This is a genomic window from Streptomyces sp. NPDC016309 (assembly GCF_043077235.1).
Taxonomy (GTDB): domain Bacteria; phylum Actinomycetota; class Actinomycetes; order Streptomycetales; family Streptomycetaceae; genus Streptomyces.
The window spans coordinates 161,258-187,878 of sequence record NZ_JBIBSG010000007.1; the positions used below are offsets into that span (position 1 = coordinate 161,258).

A 26,621-nucleotide genomic window follows, 5' to 3' on the forward strand; every position below is an offset into this window, starting at 1 on the left:
GAGGGCGGCCGCCCGGGCTACGGGACCGAGGTCCCGGCCGGCGGGTCGGGATCCGCTCAGCGGGTCAGGATCCGCTCAGCCGGCCAGGAGCTGCTTGACCACGGCGGCGACGCGGCCGCCCTCGGCGCGGCCGGCGACCTTCGGGTTCACGATCTTCATCACGGCGCCCATCGCGCGCGGACCCTCGGCACCGCCCGCCCTGGCCTCCTCGACCGCCTGGGCCACGATCTGCTCCAGCTCCTCGTCACCGAGCTGCTTCGGCAGGTACGCGTCGAGGATGACGCCCTCGGCCTTCTCACGCTCGGCCTGCTCGGCACGACCGCCCTGCCCGAAGGCCTCGGCCGCCTCCCGGCGCTTCTTCGCCTCCTTGGCGATCACCTTCTGCACCTCGTCGTCGGAGAGCTCGCGCTTCTCCTTGCCGGCCACCTCCTCCTTGGTGATGGCGGAGAGGGTCAGCCGGAGGGTCGAGGAGCGGAGCTCGTCGCGGTCCTTGATCGCGGCGTTGAGGTCTTCCTGCAGCTTGGACTTGAGCGTGGTCATGCGGACAAGTGTGGCAGGTGCGACGACCACGACGCCCGTGCATTTCCCGCGCCTCCAGGGTTCTGGGACGATGGCGGTATGCGCGCGCGATACGGAGTTCCCCTGAAAGTCACCGCAGGAATCGCAGCGGCCGGCGCGGCCGGTCTGGCCTACGCCGCCGGGTTCGAGGCCCGCTCGTTCCGGCTCCGCCGGATCACCGTCCCCGTACTGCCGCGCGGGACCCGGCCGTTGCGGATGCTCCAGGTGTCGGACATCCACATGGTGAGCGGCCAGCGCAAGAAGCGGGCGTGGCTCCAGTCGCTCGCGGGGCTGCGTCCGGACTTCGTGGTCAACACCGGCGACAACCTCTCGGACCCGAACGGCGTACCGGAGCTGCTGGACGCGCTGGGGCCGCTGCTCGACTTCCCCGGCGTGTACGTCTTCGGCTCCAACGACTACTACGGGCCCAAGCTTCGCAACCCGGCCCGCTACCTGCTCGAGAAGGCCCAGGGGCGGCACGGCCTGAACGGCAACGCGCCGGCGGTGGGGGCCGTGCACAACCCGTGGGAGGAGATCCGCGACAGCTTCGACACGGCGGGCTGGGTCAACCTCACCAACACGCGCGGCCGCCTCAAGCTGGAGGGCCTGGAGCTGGCCTTCACCGGCCTGGACGACCCGCACATCAAGCGGGACCGGTACGACAGGGTCGCCGGCGGCCCGGAACCGGACGCGGACCTGTCCCTGGCCGTCGTGCACGCCCCGTACCTGCGCTCACTGGACGCGTTCACGGCCGACGGCTACCCGCTGATCCTCGCGGGCCACACGCACGGCGGCCAGCTCTGCATCCCCTTCTACGGGGCGCTGGTCACCAACTGCGACCTGGACACCGACCGGGTCAAGGGCCTGTCCACCCACCGCGCCGGCGGTAACACCGCGTACCTCCACGTCTCCGCCGGGTGCGGCACCAACCGGTACACCCCGGTCCGCTTCGCCTGCCCGCCGGAGGCCACGCTGCTGACCCTGACCGCGAAGGACTGACCCGGAGCCCGGCCACACCCCCCGGCCACACCCCCCGGGCGCCCGCCCCTGGGCCCGCGAGAACTGGATTTCGTCTCCGGCCGCCGGTGGGCTAAAGTAAACGACGTCGCCGGGACACACGGTGACATCGGGGTGTAGCGCAGCTTGGCAGCGCGCTTCGTTCGGGACGAAGAGGTCGTGGGTTCAAATCCCGCCACCCCGACAGCAGAAACACCAGGTCAGGGGCCTGATCCGCGAGAGCGGGTCGGGCCCCTGACTGGTTTGCGGGTGCTAGGTCAAGGCTCCCGTCACCATGCCCAGCAGCGTGAGCCCGAGGAAGACCGAGCCCCAGACCAGGGCGTGGCGGATGCAGCGGTATTTGGTCCAGGCGATCTGGGACAGGACGGCGAGCTGGCTCAGGTCGCGGGACACGAGGTCGGTGTGGCGGACCGTCCGCTCCAGGTGGGCCATCGTCGTCACGAGCCTCGTATCGCCGAAGTAGTGGGTGCGGAGGCGACGCGGGGCGCCGAGCCGGGGGGTGACGGCCAGTCCCAGCAGGGCGAGGGCGGGTACGCAGGCGGCGCAGCCCACGTACAGGAGGACCTGTGGGAGGAGGGCGTACTGCCGTGGGGCGATGACGCCGCTGCCGATGGCGCCGAGCAGGGCGGTCAGGGCCGCGCCGAGGGACGCCAGCAGGAGGCCCGCCTTGTTGTCGGCCTTCACGAGCTCCTCGCGTGCCTCGGCCAGCAGGATCCTGGCGAGCTCCGCGCCGCGGTCGGTCGTGATACCGGTGTTGGTACCGGTGTCCGGATCCGGGTCCGGGTCCGCCTCGCGTTCGGGTATGGGCATGCTTCCCCTCCGTTCCCTGTGGTGAGGTACGACCGCCCCGGCGGGCGGGGCGGCCGTGGTGCCGACGGGTCGGGTCAGACGGCCGATGAGCGGCGGATCTCGTCCTCCAAGGCGTTCACCGCCTGCCGGACCCGGATGTTCATCGCGGCCGTGTGTTCCCGGAACGCCGCCTCCGACTCGGCACGGTGCCGGCGGACCTCCTGTTCGATGGAGTCCTGGGCGATCTCGAGGTCGGCCAGGGCGCGCCGCTCGGCCAGCCGGATCTGCTCGCCGTGGATCTTGACCGCGCTGTTGCTCGCGCCGGTGAGCATCCGGTCGTACGCGGATTCACCACCGAGGTACTTCACCAGCACGGGCAGGACGTCGAGGAGCACGAACAGCAGCCGGACCAGCCAGATGCCGACGAAGAGGACCGGGTTCCCGGTCGCGAGCTCGTCGAGCGCCCGCATCCGCTCCAGGACACCGATCTCCTTCTGCTTGGCCCGCTCCTGCTCCAGCCTCCGCTCGATGCCGTCGGCCCGGGCCTTGAGGAAGGCGCCGCGGGACACGGTCTGCTTCCCCTCGATCTCCGCGATACGGCCGTGCATGCGGGCCAGCCGCTGTTCGTTCTCCTCGGTGCGGTGGGTCGTCCGGTAGTCGCGCGCCTTGGCTCGCAGCCGCACGCACTCCGACGTCCGCTGGTACACGTTGGTGCCCGCGATGCGGATGAGCCGCCGGCACTCCTCGCGTACCTCCGCGTCGATGGCTTCCAGTCCCGCGGTGTCGCGGTCCACCCGCTGTTGCAGCACGGTCGCGTCCGCGCGCAGGGCGGCGAGCTCCTCGGCCCCTTCACCGGGCGTCCCGTCGAAGGAGAGGACGTACGTCCCCTGGCAGCCCGGCGGGATGACCGTCCGCGTCGTGGACGGTACGGGGTTGCAGCGGACCAGGTTCGAACGCAACCGGTCGATCGCGCCCGTGCGCTCGTCGGCGACGTGCTCCTCGACGGCCGTCTGGAAGACGCGGAGCACCAGCGGCTCGGCGATCACGGTGCCGAGCAGCAGGGCGATCAGCAGCCGGGTGAGGAGGGGCCCGAGCCGTCGCCGCGCGTTCGGCTGCGGGGTGACGAGCCATCGGTCCAGGTTGAGCACGAACAGCATCCAGATGACCGTCGGGACGAGCGCCACGAGGGAAACGCGACCGAGGGCCTCGGTGGCGAAGTTCCACATGGAGAACGCCGCGATGACGGACGTGCCGAGGACCACTCCGCCGAGTGCCGTGTACTTGCTCCGCTCGTACTTGACCCTGGCCAGCAGTTCCTCGTCGACACCGGTCAGGGCACGCAGCCGCCGGGCGGTGTCGAAGCCGCCGGTGCGGCGGCCGGTCCGGGCGTGGGCCGCGCGGTCGCCCGGGAGCCGGGTGGTGGGCCGGTCCGACGTCGTCCGGGCGGTGGTGCGGCCGGACGCGGGGCCGGATGCAGCGGGGCCGGAGGCGGCGGTACCGGCGGCGCCCTGGCCGGTCGCCGTCCCGGAGGCCGGCACGTGGTTCGTCAGGAGGTCAGTCAAGGAGATCGTCCTCGTCCGTGACGTACCCGCCCCGCGGGTCGCGCGAGCCGTCCCGGCCCGTGGGCGTCCGCCCGGTGCCCGCCGACCCCGGACCGACCATGCGGGTGGCACCGGCGGCCGCGATACCGGGCGCTGCCTGGGTGCCGCCCGTCTCCCGCAGGACCTGTTCCAGGACCTGGTGGTAGTCGACGTACTCGCTGCCGCCCATCTGCCGCAGCAGCGTCAGCACCATGTCGCGGCGCATCTGTGCCTCCGCCGTCTCCCGCCCCTGGGCGTGGGCCCGGGCCGATGCCTCGGCTTCATGGCGCCGGGCGGACTCCTCCTCGCCGGTCCGGTGGATACGGGCCGCCGCCTCGGTGAGGTCGATCTCCTTGCGGGCGATGCCGAAGGCGTCCACGTGGTCGGACCCCTGCGAGAGCAGCTCCGCGATCCGCAGGGCGTCTTGGGTCTCGAAGTCGCGCTGGCCTCGCTGGAGTTCCTGGCTGCGCCGCTCGTCGCGCAGCTTCTGCTCCCAGTCCCGCAGGTCGTCGGACGCGTGCACCTCGGCACTGACGAACTCCACGCTCATGCCCGCGACCCGGGGCGGCACGATCGCGCTGTACGCGGTCAGACGGTGACTGACCTGTGTCCGTACCGCGTTGACCTCCTCCACGCGGTGCCCGGCGCTCACCCTCGGCAGGTCGGCGTCGCCCATCAGATACGCGCGCAGCGGCACCGTGACGTCGATGATGCCCTGCCGGGCGATGACGGTCGGGTCGGTCACCTGGCAGGTGAAGGCGGCCCGTACGGTGAAGTTGTCCGCCTCGCTCACCGAGGGGAGCGTGCGCTCCACCTCGACCAGGCGGGCCCGGGTGTCGACCAGGCTGACCGAGGAGGCGTCGAGCACGTCGGGGTGGCTCGGGTCGAACACCATGCCCTCGGGGAACGGGCGGTAGTTCCCGCCGACCCTGAAAACGTAGACCGCACCGGGCGGAAGCTGCGGCACGTCGTCGCGGCGGCGACGCCGAGACCACCAGGCGCCCTGGACCGTGGCCAGGATGTCCTCGGCGATGACCGGGTAGTTCACTTGCTTCGGCCTCCTTGAACGGAAGTGGGGGGAGGGGTGGATATGAGGGACGCGGGGGAACGCCCGCGAACGGCCGGCGGACGGCCGCGCAGCGATCCGATGAGCACCCGCGCCAGTCGTGCGGCACCGGGGATCGCGTAGTCGGGGTGCCTGAGGGCGATGGACAGGTGGTGGCACAGCGCGTCCCACTGCCGGCCGCTCATGGCGTCGCGCATGGCCTCGCCGAGGTCGCGTACGGCGCCGGTCACGGACGGGTCGTCCCGCAGCCGCACCAGGGTTCGGCACAGGGCGCTGACCGCCCTGCTCCGGTTGCCGCTGTGCAGGACGTCCGCCCAGAGGGACCCGAGGTGGCGGGCGCTGTCCGGGACGGTGCGCAGGAGTGCCGCGGCCAGCGGGTCGGGGGTGTCCAGTTCGATGGCTTCGAGGACCTGGAGGGCGGTGCGCAGGGCGATCGACCGCTCCCGGGACCCGGGTGCCGACCTGGCGATCACGGTCCGTACGTACCGGAGGATGAACACCGCGCGGTCCGCGTCCTGTCCGGCGGACTGAAGCAACAGGACCAGGGAACGGTGGGCCGAGACCGCGATCCGCTCCCCGCGCTGCATCAGGAACCAGAGCAGCTTGAGCGCGTCGAGGCGGTACAGGGAGCCGAGGCGGCCGGTCAGCGCCATGGCCGCCGTCACGGCACGGTTGGGCCCGGAGTTGTCCGTCCAGCTCAGAACGATGCCGAACGCCTCGGAAGCGAGGTGCTCGACGTCGCACATGAACTGCAGCGTCAGGGCGGCGGTCACCCGCTGGTTGGTGAGCCCCTCGGACCACACCGTCAACATGTTCTCGTCGACCTCGACGAGCGCGTGCCGGGCGAGCAGCGCGACGCCGCGGGCCACCTCCGTACGGGCGTCCAGGTCGCCCAGCAGGGCCAGGTCGCCCAGCCACTGGCGCAGCGGGTACCAGAGCTCGTAGCCGTACAGGTCGTGCAGCTCCGCGATGACGAACTCGCGGACCCGGGGGTCGGTGAAGACCAGTCGCCGCTCGCTGCGCCCGGCGTCGCGGCCCGGACCGGCCCGGTACTCGGTGGTCACCAGGCCCACCGCCCGGTCCTTCCAGCGGGCCCGGGACTGCTGTGCCACCGTGCCGCGCAGGGCGGTCCCGGCCTCGTCGTCCGGCTCGCCGGCCGGTGTGCCGCCGCCGCGTTCCCAGTCGCGCACGTGGGCGGCGAGTGCCGCGCACTCCTTCTCGAACGTCCGCTCCGGGATGCCTTCCAGGAAGGCGAGGGCCGCCAGTGGGAGCAGGTCGTGCGCCGGGGGCTGCTTGCGGAACAGCTCCCGCACCAACTCCCGGCACCGGTCCCGAAGGGTGTCCAGCGCCTTGTCGGGGCCTTCCCGGGACAGGGCGCACGCCGCGGCGACGACATCGGCCGGCCGCCGCTGTCCGCCGACCCGCTCCCGCAGTTCCCGCTCGGTCTCCGGTGCGAGGTCGGTGTGCGGCAGCGCGTTCCTGCACCGCTCGAACAGCTCCAGGGGGTCAGGGGCGTGCCAGGGCACGCAGTGGTCCCGCAGCGCCAGCCGGCGGTGGACCGCCCCGCCCGCCGTCATGACCAGGTAGGAGCCTTTGCGGCGCAGTTCCCCGCTCAGCCGCCCGATCTCCCAGGCCTGTACGGCTTCGACGTTCCGCTCGCCGACGTAGTCGAGGATGACGTACCCCTGCCCCGGCTTGAGGTCTCGCGACGCGGCCAGCTCGGCGAGGGAGTTGGCGGGCGACAGGCTGCGCAGTCTGGCGCCGTCTCCCAGGACCTCCCTGAGGAGTGCGAGAGCGCCCGCGCTGCGTCCGCAGTTGTCCTCGCCTGTCAGGACGACGACGGCGTGTTCGCGCAGTCTGGCGAGCGCCTCGCCGAAACAGGGCCGTGGCGGGACGTAGAACCGCAGGGCGCGGTCGGACTCCTCGGGTTCGACGGTGCCGGGGGCCAGCCCGGCGGGTGGTGCCGCGCCGAGGCCGAACGCCGCTCCGGCGGCATCGACGACGCCGTAGAAGTTGTTGTTGACGAGCTGGTGGACGCGGCGCAGATCGTTGTAGCCCCGGTCGTCCTCCTCCCGTTCGTCCGGCTCCCGGCGCCGCTCGGGGGCGGCTTCCGGACCGGTGCCGGAGGCCTCGTCACCGGCCGGCGGCGCTTCCCCGGCTCCTTCCGGTGCGGACGGTTCGGCGTCGTCGTCAGGGCCGGGTACGGGTGGTACGAGCGGTACGGCCGGCCCGTCGTCCGGGTGCGCTCCGTCAGTCACCGGCGTTCCCGAAGCCGAAGACGGCACCGCGGGCGTTCACGGGTCCGGTGAAGTTGGCGACGCTGATCCGGTCGGCCCGGTAGTCGTTGCCGATCACCGGCCCGTCGGCCCGGCCCGCGGCGGCCGGTCCCGGCCGGGCCGCCGCGGGCTCCCCCGATGCCGGGGCCGCGGGGCTTTCCCGCCCCGCGGTCCCGGGCTCGCACGAGGACGCGGCCTGTGTGCCGGGCGCGGGCACCCGGAGCCAGGCGGTGGCCTCGTATTCCTTCACCTCCACCGTGACGCGGGTGAAGTCTCCGGGTGTCAGGGTGGTGTGACCACCGGCGACCGTGGTCCGGAAGACGTCGTCGGACAGCAGGAGTGCCAGGTCGGCGCCAGGATGGGCGGCCAGGGCGTCGTACAGCGACCGTGCGTTCAGCAGGCGCGCCGTGTTCACCACGGCCGTGCCCGCGAAGCCGTTGTCGGCCAGCTCCACCAGACCCTGGTGGATGACGGCGCGGAGCCGCATGCGGGCCCCGGGGACCCGCTGGGCGTTGTACTCGCGCAGCTCGGCGACGAGGTGGCGGACGTAGTCGTCGACCAGACGCGGTTCCTGGCCGTCGATGGGCCGCACCGCCAGTTGTTCGTCGCCCTTGCGCTGGATCTGCCACCGCGTGCGGTCCAGACCGGTGCCCCTGGCGGCCCGGTCGAGAATGCGCGGCAGGTCGTGCTGGATTTCCGACTGCCTCCGGTCGTTGTTGCTCCCGTAGGCCTCCGCGTCCACGGCTATGCAGGTGCAGGGGTAAAAATCAGGCCACGCAGCCACCCGATCATTTCCTCTCTGGGCAGGCGATGGGCAGACACTGCCCATGAGGTGCTGTTCGAGAGGCTAGGAGAGAGTGGCGGAAGTGATTCCGTATCAGTACGGGTTGTCCGCGGCGACTTTGGCGAATTCCAGCAGCTTGGGAACGTCACAGATGGTTATGTTTCGATAACTGCGTTCCACGAGTCCCTGTGCCGTCAGGGCGGCCAGGTTCTTCTCGGCCGTGTTGAGCTTGAGACCGGCCAGCGAGGCGAGTTCCCGCTGGGTCAGCGTCACGCCGAGCCGGCACCGCTTGCCGCCGCCGCCGTCACCGTCCGGCACGGGGCGGGCGTACGCCTGGCACAGTTCGGCCAGCACGCGGGCCAGCCGGGTCAGCGAGTCGTACGCCTGGAAGTCGATCCGGCGGCGATTCGCCCAGCGCAGCCGGGCGCACAGCATGTGGAGGACGGCCCGCATGGCGTCCGGGTGACGGGACAGGAAGGCCTCCAGGGCATGCACCTGGATGATCCGGGCGGTGACGTCACTGCACGCCACCACCGTGCCGGACCGGGGGCGCTCCTCGAAGGCCGCCATCTCGCCGACCAGGTCTCCCGCTATACGTACGGCGAGCAGCATGTCGTACCCGCTCTCCGCGCTGGCCACGACCTTCACGACCCCGCTCGTCAGCAGCAGGACGTGCCGGCTCCCGTCACCCTGCTGGAGCAGGGCGCGATGCGGCGGATAGGCGATCGGGGTGCCCTGGGTCAGGAGCTCTTCCCGCGTCGCGTTCCGCAGCCGGCCGAGCAAGGTGGACGGCGGCCACGCCTGGTTCACCAGCACCCCCGACGATCTCCCTCCGCGGCACAGCACGCCGATCGAGCCTGACCATGTTGCCGTCGAGCCGGGTGCCGGAAGGCGGAGACGGCGCAATGTGGCCTGTTTTCCCGATCCTCAGCCGGAATTGACCGAACAGGTATTCCCCGGGGGTCATTTCTCCCGGGGACCTCGCGCATCTCACCCTCCCCTGCGTCACCCGCACGGCGGGTGTGCGGTCGCGGGGGTGGGTGGGGGCGGGCAGGCTCGGGGGATGAGTGATTCGTCCGAGGGGCCGCGGGGCTCCGCGCAGCACGCGTACGCGCATCACGGCGGCCACCAGGAGCCGCGGGGGCGGAGCGGGTGGGCCGCCGGCGGGGTGATGTTCGCGGGTGTGCTGATGATGGTGATGGGCGTGCTCGGGATGCTCCAGGGCATTGTCGGGATCGCCGAGGACGACGTCTACGGGCGCGTCGGGGAGTACGTCTTCGAGTTCAGCGTCAGCGCGTGGGGCTGGATCCATCTGGGGCTGGGCCTGCTGGTCGCCCTGATCGGCGCGGGCATCCTCAGCGGGGCGGAGTGGGCGAAGGCGGGCGGGGTGGCGCTGGCCGCGCTCGCCGTGATCGCCAACTTCATGTGGCTGCCCTACCAGCCGGTGTGGGCCATCGTCTCGATCGCGATCGGCGTCTTCGTCATCTGGGCGCTGTGCACGGACGACACGGTTCCGGTGGCGCCCGGCAAGCACTAGTGCCGAGGTTATCCACAGGTTGAGGACGGGCTGAACGCGTTGTCACGGCGATCGGGTTTCATGGACCCATGACTGAGCCGACAGATTCGCAGGCCGTGCCCGACTGGGAGAAGCGGTTCCGGGCGCCGCGGGTGTCCCTGCCCGAGTGGGCGTGGGACGCGCCGAGCCGGGCGCTGTTCGTGTCGAACGCGACCGGGACGTACGAGCTGTACGCGTGGGACCGGGAGACCGGGGCGCAGCGGCAGGTCACCGACCGGCCGAACGGGACGACCGACGGGGTGCTGTCGCCGGACGGGGAGTGGATCTGGTGGTTCTCCGACACGGACGGCGACGAGTTCGGGGTGTGGATGCGCCAGCCGTTCGCGGGCGGTGCCGACGAGCCGGCCGCGCCGGGGCTGGAGCCGTCCTATCCGGCGGGGCTGGCCATCGGGCGCGACGGGACGACCGTGGTGGGCCGCTCCACCGACGAGGACGGTTCGACGGTCCACGTCCTCCGGCCCGGACGGGTGCCGGTGGAGATCTACCGGCACCGGGAGTCGGCCGGGGTCGGTGACCTGTCGCACGACGGGACGCTGATCGCGCTGGAGCACACCGAGCACGGCGACGCCATGCACGCGGCGGTGCGGGTGGTCCGGCCGGACGGTGCCGTGGTGGCCGAGCTGGACGACACCAAGGGCGGCACCGAGGCCCTGGGGCTCACGGTGCTGGGCTTCGCGCCGGTGGACGGGGACACCCGGCTGCTGGTGGGGCACCAGCGGCGCGGGCGCTGGGAGCCGATGCTGTGGGACGTGGCGTCCGGCGCGGAGACGGAGCTGGGGCTGGACCTGCCCGGCGACGTGTCGGCCGAGTGGTACCCGGACGGGTCCGGGCTGCTGGTGGTGCACAGCTTCGAGGCGCGCAGTGAGCTGTGGCGGTACGAGATCGGCACGGGCCGCCTGGTGCGGGTCGACACCCCGGCCGGCTCGGTGTCGAGCGCGACGGCGCGGCCGGACGGCTCCGTGGAGTACCTGTGGTCCTCCGCCGCGCGGCCCCCGGCGGTGCGGTCCACGGCCGGCGGTGTCGTGCTGGAGCCACCCGGCATGAAGGCGCCGCTCTCGGTGCCGGTCGAGGACGTGTGGGTGGACGGGCCCGGCGGGCGCGTCCACGCGCTCGTGCAGCGGCCCGAGGGCGCGGAGGGACCGCTGCCGACGGTGTTCGAGATCCACGGCGGGCCGACGTGGCACGACAGCGACGCGTACGCCGCCGCCCCCGCCGCCTGGGTCGACCACGGGTACGCGGTGGTCCGGGTCAACTACCGGGGCTCGACCGGTTACGGCCGGGAGTGGACGGACGCCCTCAAGCACCGGGTCGGGCTGATCGAGCTGGAGGACATCGCGGCGGTACGGGAGTGGGCGGTGGCCTCCGGCCTGGCCGACCCGGCGCGGCTGGTCCTCACGGGCGGCTCGTGGGGCGGGTACCTCACCCTGCTCGGGCTCGGCACCCAGCCGGACGCCTGGGCGCTGGGCATCGCCGCCGTCCCGGTCGCCGACTACGTCACGGCGTACCACGACGAGATGGAGGCGCTGAAGGCGCTGGACCGCACCCTGTTCGGCGGGACGCCGGAGGAGGTCCCGGAGCGGTTCGAGGCGTCGTCGCCGCTCACGTACGTGGACCGGGTGCGGGTGCCGGTGTACATCTCGGCGGGCGTCAACGATCCGCGCTGCCCGATCCGCCAGATCGACAACTACGTGGACCGGCTCGCCGCCCGGGGCGCGGTGCACGAGGTGTACCGGTACGACGCGGGACACGGCTCCCTGGTGGTGGAGGAGCGGATCAAGCAGGTGCGGCTGGAGCTGGCCTTCGCCGCCCGGTACCTGGAGGACGAGGGCCGGGACGGGACCGGGGACGGAGACCGGGACGGGGAGGGTGGTGCCGGGGAGGGCTGAGGGGGCCGGAGGAGCGGCGCGCGAGGGGGCGGTGCGCGAGGGGGCGGTGCGGGCCGGAGCGGCTCGGTGACGCGCGGCCCGGGGCCCCCGGCATCCGGGCCCCGGGCGGAAGGGGGGCGACGGTGTTCCGTACCGTGGGGGTGTGTACCGGTTCCTGAGGACGCCCCGCTGGTGGGGGATCAACATCTTCGTCGTACTGGCGATCCCCTTCTGCGTGTTCATGGGGACCTGGCAGCTCGGGCGGTTCGAGGACCGCGTCGACTCCCACCAGGAGGCCGAGCGGCGGCCGGACCCCGGTTCGGTGAAGGCCGCGCCGCTGGACGAGCTGCTGCCGGTCGACAAGGAGACCTCCGGCCGTCCCGCCACGGCGACGGGGCGGTACGGCGAGCAGTTCCTGGTCCCGGGCCGGGAGCTGGACGGCAAGGACGGTGCGTACGTCCTGACCCTGTTGCGCACCGGTGGCGGCCGGTCCCTGCCGGTGGTGCGCGGGTGGCTGCCCGAGGGCGGCGAGGCACCCGCCCCGCCGGCCGGCGAGGTCACGGTGACCGGTGCGCTCCAGGCGTCGGAGCACACCGGGAGCCCAGGCGTTCACGCGTCGGGCGCCCTGCCCCGGGGACAGGTCGGCATGATCAGCGCGGCCTCGCTGGTGAACGTCGTCCAGGACGACGTCTACGACGCCTGGATCACCCTCCTGGACTCCCCGGCGGGGCTGACCCCGGTGCCGGCGACCGCGGCGGAGGGCAGTGGGCTGGACCTGAAGGCGTTCCAGAACCTCGGGTACACCGGCGAGTGGTTCGTCTTCGCGGGGTTCGTGCTCTTCATGTGGTTCCGCCTGTTCCGCCGTGAGGCCGAGCAGGCCAGGGACGAGGCGCTGGGCCTCGCCCCGGCCGCCGCCACGGACCCGGAGCCCGCGTCCGCGAAGGTGCCGGAAGCCCGGACCTGACGCGACACGGCGGGGTGCGCGGCGGGCGCGGCCCGCACGCGGCTCGGCGGGCAGACCGGCCGTGACGGGCGCGGCCCGCCAAGGTGCGCGCCGGGGCGCGCGCCCCGGTGTCACTGGGTGGGCAGCAGGCCCGTCCGGTAGACGGTGCCCGCGCAGGCGTTCGGAATGGTGGCCTCGGCCGAGGGGCCGCCCGGTTCGGCGGTGTGGCTGACCGTGACGCTGCCCTCCGCCCGGGTCCCGTCGCCGTCGTCCTCCCTGACGAGCTGCGGCTCCGTGGCCGCCGTGCCCGCGCCGTCCGCGCCGGCCGTCTCGGTGGACGCGCCGTCGGTCGGGCTCGGGTCCGGGGTGGGTTCGCCGCCGCTCGTGCCGCCGCTGCCGCCGCCCTCCACCGGGCAGGTCTCGCTCGGCACCCAGGCGAACCGCACCTCGTACGAGCCGGAGGGCTTGAGGAGGAGCGGGGCCGGTGCCTCCTGGGACGGGTCGGGCAGCCCGGCCGCCGCGTCGCCCGCGGTGTGGGCGACGACCGAGACCTTCGCCTGGTCGGCCGAGCCCGCCGCCTGGACGGCGACGCCGCCCGCGCCGGTGACCGCGCAGTCGGTGCCCGAGACGTTGGCGATGCGGAAGGTGCCGTACACCTTGCCGTCGGCGTCCGGCTGGCCGGCCTCCGCCGATGCCACGCCGAGCTGGGCGGCCTCGCACCGCGGCACGGTGTCCGGCGCCGTACTGGCCGGCGCCTCCGTGCCGCCCACGGTGCCGTCGGAGGTCCCGGTCGCGGGACTGCCCGGCTCGGGCGGGGCGTCCTCGCCGGTCTCACCGGCGCCGGGTCCCCGGCCGCTCCCGGTGCTGGGGGCGCCCGGCCCCCCGGCGGCGTCGCCGGTCTCCTCGCCGGTGCCGCCCTGCACCTGCTCGCCGTGCCCGGCGTTCACGGGGCGGTCGTCGGAGGTGCTGCCCGCGCTCGCCACATGGACGGCCGCGGGGACGGCCGTGCCGAACAGCAGCGCGGCCGCCGCCACGCCCACCAGGGCCTGGCGCTTGCGCGCGCGCCGCGCCGGGACGGCCCGCCGCAGGTGGTCCAGCGTGCCGTCGGCGGGCTGGAGGTCCTGGACCGCGCCGTGCAGCAGCCTGCGCAGCGCCAGCTCGTCGACGGCGGGGCCACCGAGGTCGGGGGTCCCGTTGTCCGGCCCGTCGTGACCGTTGTTCACAGTTCCGTTCCCAGTCCGGTCGTTCTCGTTCGACGGCCCGTCCGGCCCGCCGGGCCCGTACTGTCCGAACCCGTGCTCGTGCTTGTGCTCGTACTCACTCATGCCGTGGCCTCCATGGCGACGCGCAGCGCCGCGATGCCACGTGACCCGTACGCCTTGACCGAGCCGAGCGATATGCCCAGCGTCTCCGCGACCTGCGCCTCGGTCATGTCCGCGAAGTACCGCAGCACCAGGACCTCGCGCTGGCGGCGCTGGAGGCCCTTCATGGCCTTGATGAGGGCGTCGCGCTCCAGCAGGTCGTACGCCCCCTCCTCCGCGCTCGCCATGTCGGGCATCGGCTTGGAGAGCAGCTTCAGGCCGAGGATGCGGCGGCGCAGGGCGGAGCGGGACAGGTTGACCACGGTCTGACGCAGGTACGCGAGGGTCTTCTCGGGGTCACGTACGCGGCGCCGCGCCGAGTGGACGCGGATGAACGCCTCCTGGACGACGTCCTCGCACGAGGCGGTGTCGTCCAGCAGCAGCGCGGCGAGACCCAGCAGCGACCGGTAGTGGGCGCGGTAGGTCTCGGTGAGGTGGTCGACGGTGGTGCCCGCGGTCGTCGTCGTGTCGTCGGCGCTCGGGGCTGCGCCGCGCTGGGACGGGATACGGGCCGTACGCCTAGCGGCGGGCACGGGGGCGATCACCGGCATGCCGCCGGGCCGGCGGGGCCGGAGCGGGCGCACCGTGCCCATGCCGGGGCCGGCCGCCGCTCCGCCCGCTCGGGCGCGGAACGGTGCCACCGCTGCGATGTCGAGTACCTCTGCCACGCCTGTTGGACACGCTTCCCCCCGTCAGGGTTGTACGCGCACGCAGCCGCTTTTGACGGTGCGACGTTTGCCCTCATGCGTACCCGCTCTTCCCCGATGCCCCGATGTCGCGGCCGCCGTGAAGGTGCGACCGCATAGACGCTTCCCGCCCGACCACCGGTTGCAGCAAGGGGGACAGCATCGTCGAACATGCCATCGCCCCAGTTCAAGTGACACAGACCGAAGACTTGCTCACAGGGCGTTCACAGATCCTACAAAGAGCCGCCGCGGCCTTCACCGCGGTTTACGCCGGCCACTCGGCGGCCACGGCCTCCGCGATCTGGGCGGCGTTCAGAGCGGCGCCCTTGCGCAGGTTGTCGCCGCAGACGAAGAGCTCCAGTGTCCGGTCGTCGTCCAGCGACCGCCGCACGCGCCCCACCCAGGTCGGGTCGGTGCCCACGACGTCGGCGGGCGTGGGGAAGTCCCCGGCCGCGGGGTCGTCGTACAGCACCACACCGGGCGAGGTCGCCAGGATCTCGTGCGCCCGCGCGACGGTCACCTCGTGTTCGAAGCGGGCGTGTACGGAGACGGAGTGGGCGTTCACCACCGGGACCCGTACGCAGGTCGCCGCCACGGGCAGCTCCGGCAGGTCCAGGATCCGGCGGGTCTCGCCCCGGACGCACAGCTCCTCCGAGGACCAGCCGTCCTCCTGGACGGAGCCGGCCCAGGGCACCACGTTCAGCGCGAGCGGGGCGGGGAAGGGCCCGGTGTCGTCCCCGACGGCCCGGCGCACGTCCCCGGGGCCGGTGCCCAGTTCCGTACCGGCGACCAGGGAGAGCTGGGTGCGCAGCGCGCCGACGCCGGACCGCCCGGCGCCGCTCGCCGCCTGGTACGCGGAGACGACGAGCTCGGTCAGGCCGAATTCGGCGTGCAGCGCGCCCACCGCGACGATCAGCGCGAGCGTGGTGTCGCCGGGGCAGGCGACGATCCCGCGCGGGCGTACGCGTACGCAGTGGCGGTTGATCTCCGGGACGACCAGCGGGACGTCCGGGTCGGCGCGGAACGCCGGGGAGGTGTCCACGACCACGGTGCCCTTGGCGGCGGCGATCGGCGCCCACTGGGCCGCGACCGCCTCCGGCACCAGGAACAGCGCCACGTCGGCGCCGTCCAGTGCCTCCTCGGACAGGGCGAGGACCTCGGTCTCCGCCCCGCGCACGGCCAGCTTGCGGCCGGCCGAGCGCGGGGAGGCGATCAGACGGATGTCGCCCCAGACGTCGGCGTGCTGCGACAGGATCTGGAGCATCACCGCGCCGACGGCACCGGTCGCTCCCACGACCGCGAGCGACGGCTTGCGGTGCGTCACCGGCTCCACCGGCCCCGCCGGCACGTCACCAGGGCGGCCGTCCGGCGCGTCACCGGGGCGGCCGTCCGGCGCGTCACCGGGGCCGTCCGGCGCGTCACCGGGGCCGTCCGGCGCGTCACCGGGGCCGTCCGGGGCGTCCGGACCGTCCCGACCGTCCGGCCGGTCACCGCCCGGTGCCTCCGTAGACCACGGCCTCGTCGGAGTCGGAGTCCAGGCCGAAGGCGGTGTGGACGGCGCGGACGGCCTCGTTGACGTCGTCGGCGCGGGTGACGACCGAGATGCGGATCTCGGAGGTCGAGATCAGCTCGATGTTCACGCCCGCGTCGGACAGCGCCTCGAAGAAGCCGGCCGTGACACCCGGGTTGGTCTTCATGCCCGCGCCGACCAGCGAGATCTTGGCGATCTGGTCGTCGTAGCGCAGCGACTCGAAGCCGATGAGGCCCTTCTGCTTCTCCAGGGCGTCGATGGCCTTGCGGCCCTCCGCCTTGGGCAGCGTGAAGGAGATGTCGGTCAGCCCGGTCGACGCGGCGGAGACGTTCTGCACCACCATGTCGATGTTGATCTCGTTGTCCGCGATGGTGCGGAAGATCGCGGCGGCCTCGCCCGGCTTGTCCGGCACTCCGACGACGGTGATCTTCGCCTCGGACGTGTCGTGGGCGACACCGGAGATGATGGCCTGCTCCACCTTGCGGTCCCCTCGCGGTTCGTTGCTGACCCACGTGCCCTGGAGTCCGGAGAAGGACGACCGGACGTGGATCGGGATGTTGTAACGGCGTGCGTACTCGACGCAGCGGTGCAGCAGCACCTTGGAGCCGGAGCTGGCGAGCTCCAGCATGTCCTCGAAGGAGATCCAGTCGATCTTCCGGGCCTTCTTCACGACCCGGGGGTCGGCGGTGAAGACGCCGTCGACGTCGGTGTAGATCTCGCACACCTCGGCGTCGAGCGCCGCGGCGAGCGCGACGGCGGTCGTGTCCGACCCGCCGCGACCGAGGGTGGTGATGTCCTTCTTGTCCTGGGAGACGCCCTGGAAGCCCGCGACGATGGCGATGTTGCCCTCGTCCAGCGCCGTACGGATCCGGCCCGGCGTGACATCGATGATGCGCGCTTTGTTGTGGACCGAGTCGGTGATGACGCCTGCCTGGCTGCCTGTGAACGACTGGGCCTCGTGGCCCAGGTTTTTGATCGCCATGGCCAGCAGCGCCATGGAGATGCGCTCTCCGGCGGTCAGCAGCATGTCGAACTCACGCCCGGCAGGGATCGGGGATACCTGCTCGGCGAGATCGATCAACTCGTCCGTCGTGTCGCCCATCGCCGAAACCACGACGACCACCTGGTGGCCGTTCTTCTTGGCATCGACGATTCGCTTGGCGACGCGCTTGATGCCCTCGGCATCGGCAACGGAGGAGCCTCCGTACTTCTGCACGACAAGGCCCACGTGCGCTCCTCGCTCAGTCCGTTTGCGGTCAGCTCAGTCTAACGAGCGGCCGGGAAACGCCCCCGCCATACCACATCGTGAGATGTCCCGCTCACGACGTGATCATCGTGGGGCGCTTCACGGCCGCTCGGCTTGTGCCTGCCCGAGCCGGAGCGCGGTACGCGGAATGTGTGCCGGGTCACCCCGCCCGGCGGTACGTCCCCGCCCGGCGGTACGTCCCACCCGGCGGTACGTCTCCTCGGCGGGACGCACACCCTGGCCGAGGCCCCGCCCGGCGGGGCGCGCCCGCGCGGGTCACTTGGCGGTACGCATCCCCAGGGGGCCGAGGATCTCCTGGGCCATCACCCGGCCCGCCTCCTCCGCGAGGGCGTCCTCCGTCAGGTCCTCGTCGGTGTCCAGCCCGTCGAGCGCCTCCAGCGGCTGGTCCAGGCGCACGTGGGAGACCAGGGACTGGAGCGCCCGCAGGGTCGCCGAGGCGGTCGGGCCCCAGTTGGAGAAGTAGGAGAACTGCCACCACCACAGGGCCTCCGTGGTGCGGCCCGCCCGGTAGTGGGCCAGTCCGTGCCGGAGGTCCATGATGATGTCGGCCAGGTTGTCGGAGATCCGGCACGGCACGGGCGCCTTGCGCGGCTCGTAAGGGTCGAAGACCTCGGAGAAGACGTCCACCGGCTCCAGCATGACCGCGAACCGCATCCGCAGGTCGTCGACGTCCAGGTCGGGACCCGTGTCCGGCTCGTACCGCTCGTCGGGGACGATGTCCTCGTGCGCGCCCAGGCGGCCGCCCGCCAGCAGTAGCTGGGAGACCTCCAGGAGCAGGAAGGGAATCGCGCTGTCGGGCTCGTCGCCCTTGGCCACTTCCGTGGTCGCGACGATGAAGGACTCGATCGAGTCGGCGATCTGGACCGCGAAGCTGTCGGGGTCCAGCGAGTGCGCGTGCAGTGTGGCGTCAGACATCGAGGAGTCGTCTCCCTTCGAACGCTCGCCCGAGCGTGACCTCGTCGGCGTATTCCAGGTCTCCGCCAACGGGGAGTCCGCTGGCGAGGCGCGTGACCTTCAGGCCCATGGGCTTGACCATGCGTGCCAGGTACGTCGCGGTGGCCTCCCCCTCCAGGTTGGGGTCGGTCGCCAGGATCAGCTCGGTGACCGTTCCGTCCGCGAGCCGGGCCAGCAGCTCACGGATCCGCAGGTCGTCCGGCCCGACGCCCTCGATCGGGCTGATCGCTCCGCCGAGCACGTGGTACCGCCCGCGGAACTCGCGGGTGCGCTCGATCGCGACGACGTCCTTCGGTTCCTCGACCACGCAGATGACCGCCTCGTCACGGCGCGGGTCGCGGCAGATGCCGCACCGCTCCTCCTGTGCGACGTTGCCGCACACGGCGCAGAACCGCACCTTGTCCTTGACCTCCAGGAGGGCATGGGCGAGGCGGCGTACGTCGGTGGGCTCGGCCTGCAGGATGTGGAAGGCGATCCGCTGGGCGCTCTTGGGACCGACGCCTGGCAGCCTGCCCAGCTCGTCGATGAGGTCCTGAACCACGCCTTCGTACAACGGAACGCCTCTCGTGGAGTGCTGTGATGCTTACGGTAGTTGCTGTGCGTGAGGGTGAGAAGGGCGGGCGCCGGAGCGGGGGCCGGAACCCGCGGGCCCCGGCCCCGGATCGCCCGGGGTCCGGGAGCGCCCGCCCGGGAGCCCGGTGCCCGCCCCAGAGCGCGTCCGCTCCCTAGAAGCCCAGGCCCGGGATGCCGCCGCCCAGGCCCTGGGCCAGCGGGCCGAGCTTGGCCTGCTGGAGCGCCTGGGCGTTCTCGTTCGCGGCCTGCACGGCGGCGACGACGAGGTCGGCCAGAGTCTCGGTGTCCTCCGGGTCGACCGCCTTGGGGTCGATGACCAGGGAGCGCAGCTCGCCGGAGCCGGTCACGGTGGCCTTCACCAGGCCGCCGCCGGCCTGCCCGTCGACCTCCGTCCGCGCCAGCTCCTCCTGGGCACGGGCGAGGTCCTGCTGCATCTTCTGGGCCTGCTGGAGGATCTGCTGCATGTTGGGCTGGCCACCACCGGGAATCACGGTCACTCCTGGCATATCGACGACGAGTGTTCGGTATGCCGAGCCTACGTGGTCGCCGGACGCTGTGCCCCATCCGCATGGCTTCACTCTTTCGGGTGAGAAACAGGCGCGCCCCTTAGCTGATCAAGCCCCTCTTGCAGGCGGAAATACCGGGCTTTCGCACTTCCGGCCCACCATTCGGCGGTAGGAAAGGGCATGCGCACCAGTACGCACACGCGCATCGCACCGCCCGCACGTTACGGATTGTCACGCAGAGCGCAGAGGAGTGCCCCGGTGAGCCAGCCGGAGATGCAGCCCGGGGGCCACGCCCGGGGGGAGGGCGACCGCCTCGACCGGGAACGTTACGGCGGCGGCCCCGGCGGCGATCTGACCGGGCGGCCGTTCCCGCTCGGCGACTGGGGCGAGCCGGCCGAGCGGCTGGACGAGCTCTACCGGTGGGCCGAGGGCCATGCGCTGCGTACCGCCGAGTGGTACCTGGAGGACCGCGCCTGGAAGCGGCGCGGCGCCCGGGCCCTGCGGATCGGTACGGCGCTGGGCGTGATCGCCGGTGCCGCGCTGCCGCTGCTGGACGTGACGGGCGCCCTGGACGGGGCGTCGGGATGGGGGTACGTGTCGCTGCTGCTGGCCGCCGCGTGCCTGGCCTGCGACCGGTACTTCGGCTTCACGTCCGGCTGGATGCGGGACGTGGCGACGGCGCAGGCGGTGGAGCGGCGCCTCCGGGCGTTCCAGTTCGACTGGGCGGCCGAGAGCATCCGCGAGGTGCTGGGCCCGGCGGAGGGCACGGCGAGCGAGGCGGCGGAGCGGTGCCTGGGCGTGCTGCGGCGGTTCTCGGAGGACGTGACGGAGCTGGTGCGGGCGGAGACGGCGGACTGGATGGTGGCGTTCCGGTCGGGTCCGACGCCGCTGGTGATGCAGTCGACCCTGTCGTGCGCGCCGCCCCGGGTGGAGGGCTCGCACCCTTCCGGGCGCTTCCCGCTCCCCCCGGGGACCCGGCCCAACATGCCGCGCCAGCGCCCGCCGGAGCCCCGCTGAACCGGCCGGACGGCCCGGTCGGCCGAACCCGTCGGCCGGCCCGCTCGGCCCGGTCGGCGGGACCCGTCAACTAAAGATGATCATCGACCCCTGGCCCAGGCTGCGGGTCGCCGCCGCGTGCAGGCCGAGCCACACGTGCCGCTCCCGGGCGAAGGGGCTGTCGTCGTACGGGATCGGCCCGGCGGGTTCCTCCAGGGCCGTGGGGCGCTCCGGCGGCCGGGGCGGGGCCGGCGGGTTCGCCGGGTCGATGCCGATCGACGGGGCGACGTACTCCAGCTCGCGCAGCAGCCCCTGGGCGGAGCCGAGCGGTCCGCCGCCGGCCAGCAGTTCCTCGTTGGACAGCGGCGTGGGGAAGTCGACGGGGACGTACGCGCCCGCGTGGTCGTAGTGCCACACCAGGTGCGACTGCTGTGCCGTCGACTCGAACATCTCCAGAAGCTGCTCGTAGTCGCCGCCCAGTTCGTCGACCGGGGTGACGGCGAGGCCGCAGATCTGGAGCAGGTAGGCGCGGCGCAGGAAGTGCAGCGCGTCGTAGTCGAAGCCGGCGACCGGGGCGACGTCGCCCGACAGTCCCGGCATGTAGGCGAAGACGGGCACGGTCGGCAGGCCGGACGCGGTGAGGGCCTTGTCGTACGCGGCGATCTCTTCCGCGAAGGGATTGTCGGGGCTGTGGCACAGCACGTCGACGAGGGGGACCAACCACAGGTCACAAGCCAAGGGAGACTCGCTCTCCTTCCGTTACGTACGTACGCGGCGACGGCCGGGGGTGGGACGGGCCGGCGAGCGCCGGTGCGCGGCTCGGGTGCACTTCCCATACCCACCCGCCATGAGGGGTAAGTGCCGTCAGCCCAGCCCGTCCAGATGGTCGGCCCACCGCTGGGAGTGCTCGTTGTACGCGTCGATGGCCGCCATCACCGCGTCGGGGTCGCCGAGCGTCACCGCGTCGACGAGCTGTTCGTGGCCGTTCCACAGCCAGGCGCCGGGGTCGCGGGAGGCGCGCAGGTGGGGCACGGCGAACACCCAGGCCTGGACGCGCAGCCGGTGCAGGAAGTCGGCGATGTAGGGGTTGGCGACGAAGCCGCTGAGCTCGCGCCAGAACCGCAGGTCGTACCCGATGAGGATGTCCAGGTCCCCGGCGCGCGCCGCCCGCGCCGCCTCCTCGGCCCGCCGGCGGACGGACACCAGGGGGGCGCCGTGGACGCGGAGGGCGCCGGTCCGGTCGCACAGGCGGCGGAAGACGCCGTCCACGATGAGGGCGCGGGCCTCGACCATGCCCCGGTAGTCCTCGACGGAGAACCGGTGGACCCGGAAGCCCTTGTGCTGGTCGGAGTCGAGCAGGCCCTGGGCCGTGAGGTCGACCAGAGCTTCCCGCACCGGGGTCGCCGACACTCCGTACTGCTCCGCGATGTGCTTGACGGTGAATTCCTGCCCCGGCTGGAGACGCCCCGCGAGCACCTCGTCACGCAGCGCGTCCGCGACCTGCCGGCGCAGGGTGTTGCGGGTGACTGCTCCGCTCGCGGGCATGGCTCCTGGCCCCCTCCGTCCGGTTCCGGACACCTTAAGCCAGGGGCGGGCCGGTCGGAGGGGGCGCATGGAGGCGGTTACACGGTGTGCTCGTCGGCGACCGCGAGCGCGGCGTCGAGGGCGGCGAGACCCTCCTTGGCCTCCTCCTCGGTGATGTTGCAGGCGGGCACCGCGTGGGTGCGGTTCATGTTGACGAAGGGCCACAGACCGTTCTTCTTGCAGGCCGCCGCGAAGGCCGCCATGGGGGCGTTGGCCTCGCCCTGGGCGTTGTAGGGGACGAGCGGTTCGCGCGTCTCGCGGTCGCGCACGAGGTCCAGCGCCCAGAAGGCGCCCAGGCCGCGCACCTCGCCCACGGAGGGGTGGCGCTCGGCGAGCTCGCGGAGGCCGGGGCCCAGGACGTTCTCGCCGAGGTGGGCGGCCTGTTCGACGACCTTCTCGTCGGCCATCACCTGGAGGGTGGCGACGGCGGCGGCGCAGGCGAGCGGGTGCCCGGAGTAGGTGAGGCCGCCGGGGTAGGGCCGCTCGTCGAAGGTCGCGGCGATCTCGGCGGAGATGGCGACGCCGCCGAGGGGGACGTACCCGGAGTTGACGCCCTTGGCGAAGGTCAGCAGGTCGGGGACGACACCGAAGTGGTCGGCCGCGAACCAGGCGCCGGTGCGGCCGAAGCCCGCCATGACCTCGTCGAGGACGAGGACGATGCCGTACCGGTCGCAGATCTCGCGGACGCCGGCGAGGTAGCCGGGCGGCGGGGTCATGATTCCGGCGGTGCCGGGGACGGTTTCGAGGATGATCGCGGCGATGGTCCGCGGCCCCTCGAACGCGATCGTGTCCTCCAGGTGCGTCAGGGCGCGCTCGCACTCCTGGGCCTCGGTCTCGGCGTAGAACGGCGAGCGGTAGAGGAAGGGTGCCCAGAAGCGCACGACACCGGCGGAGGCGGTGTCGGAGGCCCAGCGGCGCGGGTCGCCGGTGAGGTTGATGGCGGTCGAGGTGGCGCCGTGGTACGAGCGGTAGGCGCTCATGATCTTCGGGCGGCCCGTGTGCAGACGGGCCATGCGGGCGGCGTTCTCGACGGCCTCGGCGCCGCCGTTGGTGAAGAAGATCTTGTCCAGGTCGCCCGGGGTGCGCTCGGCGATGAGGCGTGCGGCCTCGGAACGTACGTCGATGGCGAAGGCGGGCGCGAAGGTGGTCATCTTCGCGGCCTGCTCCTGGATCGCGGCGACGACCCGGGGGTGCTGGTAGCCGATGTTGGTGTAGACGAGGCCGCTGGTGAAGTCGAGGTAGCGGTTGCCGTCGTAGTCCCAGAAGTACGCCCCCTCGGCGCCGGCGACGGCGAGCGGGTCGATCAGGCCCTGGGCGGACCAGGAGTGGAACACGTGCGCGCGGTCGGCGGCCTTGACGGCGGCGCCGGTCCGCGGGTCGGCGGATGCGGCGGGATCGGCATGAGGGGTCATGGCGCCCAGGGTAGGGACCGGGCCTCGGACGTCGGTATGGCCATCTTGTATGGCGGAAGGCGCGGGGGTCGGCAGGGTGTCGTGCGTGCGGCGGGGACGGAAGGGTTTGACAGCATCCTGTCGTGATGACAGCATTCTGTCATTAGGTAGAACGAAGGTACGGAATCCGCGGCACAGCCGACGACGCGCCCACAGGAGGCCCCCATGTCCGGCACCGACTCCCCCACCCCCTCCCCCACCCACCCCGGCAGGACCGTCCACCTCGCCGTCTACGACTCGTTCGCCGACTGGGAGACCGGGCACGCCACCGCCTGGCTGGCACGCTCCGGCTTCGCTATCAGGACCGTCGGGCCGACGACGGACCCGGTGACCACCATCGGCGGACTGCGCGTCCTCCCCGATCTGGCCCTCGCGGACCTCCGGCCCGAGGACAGCGCCCTGCTGATCCTCACCGGCGCCGACCTGTGGGACACCGGGGACGACCTGGCCCCCTTCGCCGCCGCCGCGCGGAGGTTCCTCGACGCGGGCGTTCCGGTCGCCGCCATCTGCGGCGCGACCGCCGGGCTGGCGCGCGAGGGGCTGCTGGACGACCGGGACCACACCAGCGCGGTCCCGTTCTACCTAGCGGCCACCGGCTACAAGGGCGCCGAGCGGTACGTGGAGGCGGACGCGGTCACCGACGACGGCCTCGTCACGGCCGGGCCCACCGAGCCGGTCGCCTTCGCCCGCGAGGTGCTGGGCCTGCTGGGCGCGTTCGAGGGCGCGAAGCTGGACGCCTGGTACCGGCTGTTCCACGACTCGGACCCGGCCGCGTACGAGGAACTGAACGCGTGACCCGGGTCGAGAAGGAGCTTCAGGGGCTGCTCAGCCGTACGGCGCTGGGGGTGTTCCGGCTCAACGGCCAGTTCCTGGCGGTGTCGGAGAAGCTGGCCAGGCCCGCCGGGCTGACGGCGTCGTGGTGGCAGGTGCTGGGGGCGGTGCTGCACGAGCCGCTGCCGGTGTCCGGGATCGCCCGGGCGATGGGCATCACCCGGCAGAGCGTCCAGCGCGTCGCGGACCTGCTGGTGTACGAGGGGCTGGCCGAGTACCTGCCGAACCCGGCGCACCGGCGCGCCAAGCTCCTCGCCCCCACGGAGCTGGGCCGGGTGACGGTCGCCCGCATAGAGCCGGGCCACGCCGAGCTGGCGACCCGCCTGACCGCCGAGCTGGGCGAGGAGGCGTTCGCCGAGACGGCCCGGGTCCTGGAGCGGCTGTCCGAGGCGCTGGACGCCATCTCGGTCCCGGAACCGGGGCCGGACCCGAAAACGGGGCGGGGGCCGGGGTAGGGGCCGGGATCGGGGCGGGGGTCGGGATCGGGGCCGGGGCGGGGGCGGGGGCGGGAGTCGGGCCGGGATCGGGGCCCTCGGCCGGCCCGGCGCGCTCCTGACGGATCTCCCGTCCGCCGGAGGGCCGTCGGGTAATGTGGCCGCGTTCAGCAGGAGACCTACCGAGGAGGTGAGACCCATCAACGCCAGGTCAGGCAGGGCTCTCCCCTCCCACCGCTCGTAGACCAGGGTCACGAGTCACGCGGGAGCGCCCATGGGCGTCCCGAAAGGCTTCCGCTTCCATGTCCGCAACACCGGTTCCTCTCTCGTTCTCCAGCACCGTCACCAGGCTGCGCGCCGCCGGCTGCGTCTTCGCCGAGGACGAGGCGGAGTTGCTCCTGTCCACCGCCCGCACACCGGACGAACTCGACGCCATGGTCGAGCGCCGCGCCGCCGGGCATCCGCTGGAACACGTCCTCGGCTGGGCCGAGTTCCACGGCCTGCGGGTGGCCGTGGACGAGGGGGTGTTCGTCCCCCGCCGCCGCACCGAGTTCCTCGTCACCCGGGCCGCCGCGCTCGCCCCGCCCCGCGCCGTGGTCGTCGACCTGTGCTGCGGCACCGGCGCGCTGGGCGCCGCGCTCGTGGCGGCCCTGGACCGGGCCGAGTTGTACGCGGCCGACATCGACCCCGCCGCCGTGCGCTGCGCCCGCCGGAACATCACGGCGGTGGGCGGGCGGGTGTACGAGGGCGACCTGTACGACCCGCTCCCGGCGCTGCTGCGGGGCCGGGTCGACGTCCTGCTCGCCAACGTGCCCTACGTCCCGACCGAGGAGGTGGAGCTCCTGCCCGCCGAGGCGCGGGTGCACGAGGCGCGCGTGGCGCTCGACGGCGGCGCGGACGGCCTGGACGTCCTGCGCCGCGTCACCGCCGAGGCCGCCGCCTGGCTGGCCCCCGGCGGCAGCCTGCTGTTCGAGACCAGCGAACGCCAGGCGTCCGCCGCCGCGGCGGTCGTCGCCGCCGACGGACTCGTCCCGCACGTGGTGACCTGCGAGGACCTGTACGCCACGGTGGTCATCGCGATCCGGGCGGCGTAGCGGTCGCCCGCTGGATGGCCACCAGCGTGCTGAGCAGCAGGTACGGGTGGACGAACCGGTCGGGGGCCGTCGGTGGACACCGCCAGGAGAGCGGCCAGGTGCGCCCGCCGAGCGCCGGGACGGGTACGTAACTCACCGCCCAGCGGGCGGCGTTGAACGGCATCGCGCCGGGCGGCCAGGCGCGGCCCGCCGAGCTGCCCGGCGGGAGGAGGAAGTACACGCCTCGCCGCCCGTTCGCCTCGATGACGACGGGGCCCGGGTCGCCGCCGGTCATGTGCTCCAGGAGGTCTGCGGCCCGGCGGCCGTCGTCCCCGTCGACGCGCACGGCGTCGAATTGGACGCCCGCCTTGCGGAGTTGGAATCCGGAGGACGGAATCCATTCGATGTTCGGGTGGCAACTTGGCGCATTCACAGGGACATCGTGGACTGCCACGGCTAGCGTTCTGCACGATTGCGGAGGCTCGTCGGACCCGCGTTGACCTGCGGAAACGGCGCCATCCCGCAGTCGAATTCGACGGGGACGGGTTGTGACCGGTTGAGACCGGTTGAATCGAGGCGGTGACGCAATTTGGCGCGAACCGAGAACAAGGAAACGGCGGGTCCGGCGACGCGACTCGTGGCGGACATGGCGCGCAAGATGCGCGTACGGAAGGGGTGGACCCAGGACCAGCTCGGCAAGGAGATCGGCTTCACGGGCGCGGCGGTCAGCGCCATGGAGACCTGTGCCCAGCCGGCGAGCGACGCGATGCTGGTGCAATTGGAAAAGGTGCTCGGTGACGGGCTGGGCCTCTTCGAGCAGGCGCGGATGTATGTCCGGCTGGACAAGTATCCGGAGCAGTTCAAGAACTACGCGCTGCTGGAGCAGAAGGCGGTGAGCCTGTCGCTCTACGCGACGCTGA

27 protein-coding genes and 1 tRNA gene are annotated in these 26,621 nt (G+C 72.7%); 10 read left to right on the top strand and 18 right to left on the bottom strand.

Translation table 11 applies throughout. The annotated features are described in order from the left end of the window. Positions 1-75: 75 nt before the first annotated feature. Positions 76-540: a GatB/YqeY domain-containing protein gene (locus ACF068_RS19310; RefSeq protein ID WP_392275456.1), complete on the bottom strand. Its 465-nt coding sequence runs from the start codon at positions 538-540 to the stop codon at positions 76-78. Positions 541-618: 78 nt separating this feature from the next. On the opposite strand from ACF068_RS19310, the gene ACF068_RS19315 reads away from it, so the two are divergent. Both ACF068_RS19315 and ACF068_RS19320 read left to right on the top strand, forming a co-directional pair. Beyond that, positions 619-1,557, top strand: coding sequence for a metallophosphoesterase (locus ACF068_RS19315; RefSeq protein ID WP_392275457.1), 939 nt, complete (start codon positions 619-621; stop codon positions 1,555-1,557). Positions 1,558-1,685: 128 nt separating this feature from the next. Further along, positions 1,686-1,759 (top strand) — tRNA-Pro (locus tag ACF068_RS19320). Between the two features lie 68 nt (positions 1,760-1,827). Here the strand turns inward: ACF068_RS19320 and ACF068_RS19325 are convergent. The 6 genes from ACF068_RS19325 to ACF068_RS19350 form a co-directional block, all read right to left on the bottom strand. After that, the gene (locus tag ACF068_RS19325) at positions 1,828-2,385 is read right to left on the bottom strand and encodes a Pycsar system effector family protein (RefSeq protein WP_392275458.1); all 558 of its coding nucleotides are present in this window, start codon (positions 2,383-2,385) and stop codon (positions 1,828-1,830) included. Positions 2,386-2,459: 74 nt separating this feature from the next. After that, entirely contained in the window at positions 2,460-3,926 is a 1,467-nt protein-coding gene (locus tag ACF068_RS19330; RefSeq protein ID WP_392275459.1) for a DUF4407 domain-containing protein, read from the bottom strand. Next, positions 3,919-4,992 carry a hypothetical protein gene (locus ACF068_RS19335; protein WP_392275460.1) on the bottom strand — a complete coding sequence of 358 codons (1,074 nt, stop codon included), beginning with the start codon at positions 4,990-4,992 and terminating at the stop codon, positions 3,919-3,921. The genes ACF068_RS19330 and ACF068_RS19335 overlap by 8 nt, the downstream gene beginning before the upstream one ends. Continuing rightward, the gene (locus ACF068_RS19340; RefSeq protein WP_392275461.1) at positions 4,989-7,268 is read right to left on the bottom strand and encodes a hypothetical protein; all 2,280 of its coding nucleotides are present in this window, start codon (positions 7,266-7,268) and stop codon (positions 4,989-4,991) included. Before ACF068_RS19340 ends, ACF068_RS19335 begins: the two co-directional genes overlap by 4 nt. Further along, on the bottom strand, positions 7,261-8,028 hold the full coding sequence (locus tag ACF068_RS19345) for a hypothetical protein (RefSeq protein ID WP_392275462.1): 768 nt from the start codon (positions 8,026-8,028) through the stop codon (positions 7,261-7,263). Before ACF068_RS19345 ends, ACF068_RS19340 begins: the two co-directional genes overlap by 8 nt. 135 nt (positions 8,029-8,163) lie before the next feature. Then, on the bottom strand, positions 8,164-8,886 hold the full coding sequence (locus ACF068_RS19350; RefSeq protein WP_392275463.1) for a Crp/Fnr family transcriptional regulator: 723 nt from the start codon (positions 8,884-8,886) through the stop codon (positions 8,164-8,166). A gap of 247 nt (positions 8,887-9,133) precedes the next feature. Here ACF068_RS19350 and ACF068_RS19355 point away from each other — a divergent pair, with 247 nt between their 5' ends. The 3 genes from ACF068_RS19355 (at position 9,134) to ACF068_RS19365 (ending at position 12,475) form a co-directional block, all read left to right on the top strand. Beyond that, positions 9,134-9,607: a hypothetical protein gene (locus tag ACF068_RS19355; protein ID WP_392275464.1), complete on the top strand. Its 474-nt coding sequence runs from the start codon at positions 9,134-9,136 to the stop codon at positions 9,605-9,607. 68 nt (positions 9,608-9,675) lie between these two features. Further along, positions 9,676-11,532 (top strand): prolyl oligopeptidase family serine peptidase, encoded by a 1,857-nt coding sequence (locus ACF068_RS19360; protein WP_392275465.1) that lies wholly within the window; start codon positions 9,676-9,678, stop codon positions 11,530-11,532. A 142-nt stretch (positions 11,533-11,674) separates the two neighbouring features. Beyond that, positions 11,675-12,475: an SURF1 family protein gene (locus ACF068_RS19365; RefSeq protein ID WP_392275466.1), complete on the top strand. Its 801-nt coding sequence runs from the start codon at positions 11,675-11,677 to the stop codon at positions 12,473-12,475. 110 nt (positions 12,476-12,585) lie between these two features. Here the strand turns inward: ACF068_RS19365 and ACF068_RS19370 are convergent, their stop codons facing one another. The 7 genes from ACF068_RS19370 to ACF068_RS19400 all read right to left on the bottom strand — a co-directional run bounded on the left by ACF068_RS19370 (position 12,586) and on the right by ACF068_RS19400 (position 19,317). Beyond that, entirely contained in the window at positions 12,586-13,779 is a 1,194-nt protein-coding gene (locus ACF068_RS19370; RefSeq protein ID WP_392275467.1) for a hypothetical protein, read from the bottom strand. Next, complete coding sequence (locus ACF068_RS19375) at positions 13,776-14,483, bottom strand: SigE family RNA polymerase sigma factor (protein ID WP_392275468.1); 708 nt, start codon at positions 14,481-14,483, stop codon at positions 13,776-13,778. The genes ACF068_RS19370 and ACF068_RS19375 overlap by 4 nt, the downstream gene beginning before the upstream one ends. A 283-nt stretch (positions 14,484-14,766) precedes the next feature. Continuing rightward, complete coding sequence (locus ACF068_RS19380; protein WP_392275698.1) at positions 14,767-15,765, bottom strand: aspartate-semialdehyde dehydrogenase; 999 nt, start codon at positions 15,763-15,765, stop codon at positions 14,767-14,769. A gap of 223 nt (positions 15,766-15,988) precedes the next feature. Continuing rightward, positions 15,989-17,260, bottom strand: coding sequence for an aspartate kinase (locus ACF068_RS19385; protein ID WP_392275469.1), 1,272 nt, complete (start codon positions 17,258-17,260; stop codon positions 15,989-15,991). 294 nt (positions 17,261-17,554) lie between these two features. Further along, positions 17,555-18,214, bottom strand: a complete 660-nt coding sequence (locus ACF068_RS19390) for a DUF5063 domain-containing protein (protein ID WP_392275470.1) — start codon at positions 18,212-18,214, stop codon at positions 17,555-17,557. Beyond that, positions 18,207-18,806 (bottom strand): recombination mediator RecR, encoded by a 600-nt coding sequence (gene recR, locus ACF068_RS19395; protein ID WP_064067261.1) that lies wholly within the window; start codon positions 18,804-18,806, stop codon positions 18,207-18,209. The genes ACF068_RS19390 and recR overlap by 8 nt, the downstream gene beginning before the upstream one ends. Before the next feature lie 172 nt (positions 18,807-18,978). Then, complete coding sequence (locus ACF068_RS19400) at positions 18,979-19,317, bottom strand: YbaB/EbfC family nucleoid-associated protein (RefSeq protein ID WP_392275471.1); 339 nt, start codon at positions 19,315-19,317, stop codon at positions 18,979-18,981. 273 nt (positions 19,318-19,590) lie between these two features. On the opposite strand from ACF068_RS19400, the gene ACF068_RS19405 reads away from it, so the two are divergent. After that, a complete protein-coding gene (locus tag ACF068_RS19405) occupies positions 19,591-20,349 on the top strand; it encodes an SLATT domain-containing protein (RefSeq protein ID WP_392275472.1) in 759 nt (252 codons plus the stop codon). A 66-nt stretch (positions 20,350-20,415) separates the two neighbouring features. Here the strand turns inward: ACF068_RS19405 and ACF068_RS19410 are convergent, their stop codons facing one another. The 3 genes from ACF068_RS19410 to ACF068_RS19420 form a co-directional block, all read right to left on the bottom strand. Next, the gene (locus ACF068_RS19410; protein ID WP_392275473.1) at positions 20,416-21,066 is read right to left on the bottom strand and encodes a hypothetical protein; all 651 of its coding nucleotides are present in this window, start codon (positions 21,064-21,066) and stop codon (positions 20,416-20,418) included. Between the two features lie 126 nt (positions 21,067-21,192). After that, positions 21,193-21,873, bottom strand: coding sequence for a GntR family transcriptional regulator (locus ACF068_RS19415; RefSeq protein ID WP_392275474.1), 681 nt, complete (start codon positions 21,871-21,873; stop codon positions 21,193-21,195). Between the two features lie 77 nt (positions 21,874-21,950). Further along, a complete protein-coding gene (locus ACF068_RS19420; RefSeq protein WP_392275475.1) occupies positions 21,951-23,324 on the bottom strand; it encodes an aspartate aminotransferase family protein in 1,374 nt (457 codons plus the stop codon). A gap of 204 nt (positions 23,325-23,528) precedes the next feature. Between ACF068_RS19420 and ACF068_RS19425 the strand changes: the two genes are divergently transcribed. The 3 genes from ACF068_RS19425 (at position 23,529) to ACF068_RS19435 (ending at position 25,722) form a co-directional block, all read left to right on the top strand. Beyond that, positions 23,529-24,158 (top strand): DJ-1/PfpI family protein, encoded by a 630-nt coding sequence (locus ACF068_RS19425; protein WP_392275476.1) that lies wholly within the window; start codon positions 23,529-23,531, stop codon positions 24,156-24,158. Continuing rightward, on the top strand, positions 24,155-24,649 hold the full coding sequence (locus tag ACF068_RS19430) for a MarR family winged helix-turn-helix transcriptional regulator (RefSeq protein ID WP_392275477.1): 495 nt from the start codon (positions 24,155-24,157) through the stop codon (positions 24,647-24,649). Before ACF068_RS19425 ends, ACF068_RS19430 begins: the two co-directional genes overlap by 4 nt. 281 nt (positions 24,650-24,930) lie before the next feature. After that, positions 24,931-25,722: a putative protein N(5)-glutamine methyltransferase gene (locus ACF068_RS19435; RefSeq protein WP_392275478.1), complete on the top strand. Its 792-nt coding sequence runs from the start codon at positions 24,931-24,933 to the stop codon at positions 25,720-25,722. Here the strand turns inward: ACF068_RS19435 and ACF068_RS19440 are convergent. Next, the gene (locus tag ACF068_RS19440; RefSeq protein WP_392275479.1) at positions 25,700-26,134 is read right to left on the bottom strand and encodes a hypothetical protein; all 435 of its coding nucleotides are present in this window, start codon (positions 26,132-26,134) and stop codon (positions 25,700-25,702) included. The two genes, ACF068_RS19435 and ACF068_RS19440, sit on opposite strands and share 23 nt — an antisense overlap. Before the next feature lie 213 nt (positions 26,135-26,347). Between ACF068_RS19440 and ACF068_RS19445 the strand changes: the two genes are divergently transcribed. Next, positions 26,348-26,621 (top strand): multiprotein-bridging factor 1 family protein (locus ACF068_RS19445; RefSeq protein WP_392275480.1); only part of this gene is annotated, 274 nt, incomplete at its 3' end.

Excerpts from the sequence above, each read along its gene's own strand:
- ACF068_RS19310 (WP_392275456.1), bottom strand. The coding sequence starts at position 540 with ATGACCACGCTCAAGTCCAAGCTGCAGGAAGACCTCAACGCCGCGATC.
- ACF068_RS19315 (WP_392275457.1), top strand. The coding sequence starts at position 619 with ATGCGCGCGCGATACGGAGTTCCCCTGAAAGTCACCGCAGGAATCGCA.
- ACF068_RS19325 (WP_392275458.1), bottom strand. The coding sequence starts at position 2,385 with ATGCCCATACCCGAACGCGAGGCGGACCCGGACCCGGATCCGGACACC.
- ACF068_RS19355 (WP_392275464.1), top strand. The coding sequence starts at position 9,134 with ATGAGTGATTCGTCCGAGGGGCCGCGGGGCTCCGCGCAGCACGCGTAC.
- ACF068_RS19360 (WP_392275465.1), top strand. The coding sequence starts at position 9,676 with ATGACTGAGCCGACAGATTCGCAGGCCGTGCCCGACTGGGAGAAGCGG.
- ACF068_RS19370 (WP_392275467.1), bottom strand. The coding sequence starts at position 13,779 with ATGAGTGAGTACGAGCACAAGCACGAGCACGGGTTCGGACAGTACGGG.
- ACF068_RS19380 (WP_392275698.1), bottom strand. The coding sequence starts at position 15,765 with ATGCTCCAGATCCTGTCGCAGCACGCCGACGTCTGGGGCGACATCCGT.
- ACF068_RS19390 (WP_392275470.1), bottom strand. The coding sequence starts at position 18,214 with ATGTCTGACGCCACACTGCACGCGCACTCGCTGGACCCCGACAGCTTC.
- ACF068_RS19415 (WP_392275474.1), bottom strand. The coding sequence starts at position 21,873 with ATGCCCGCGAGCGGAGCAGTCACCCGCAACACCCTGCGCCGGCAGGTC.
- ACF068_RS19420 (WP_392275475.1), bottom strand. The coding sequence starts at position 23,324 with ATGACCCCTCATGCCGATCCCGCCGCATCCGCCGACCCGCGGACCGGC.
- ACF068_RS19425 (WP_392275476.1), top strand. The coding sequence starts at position 23,529 with ATGTCCGGCACCGACTCCCCCACCCCCTCCCCCACCCACCCCGGCAGG.
- ACF068_RS19435 (WP_392275478.1), top strand. The coding sequence starts at position 24,931 with ATGTCCGCAACACCGGTTCCTCTCTCGTTCTCCAGCACCGTCACCAGG.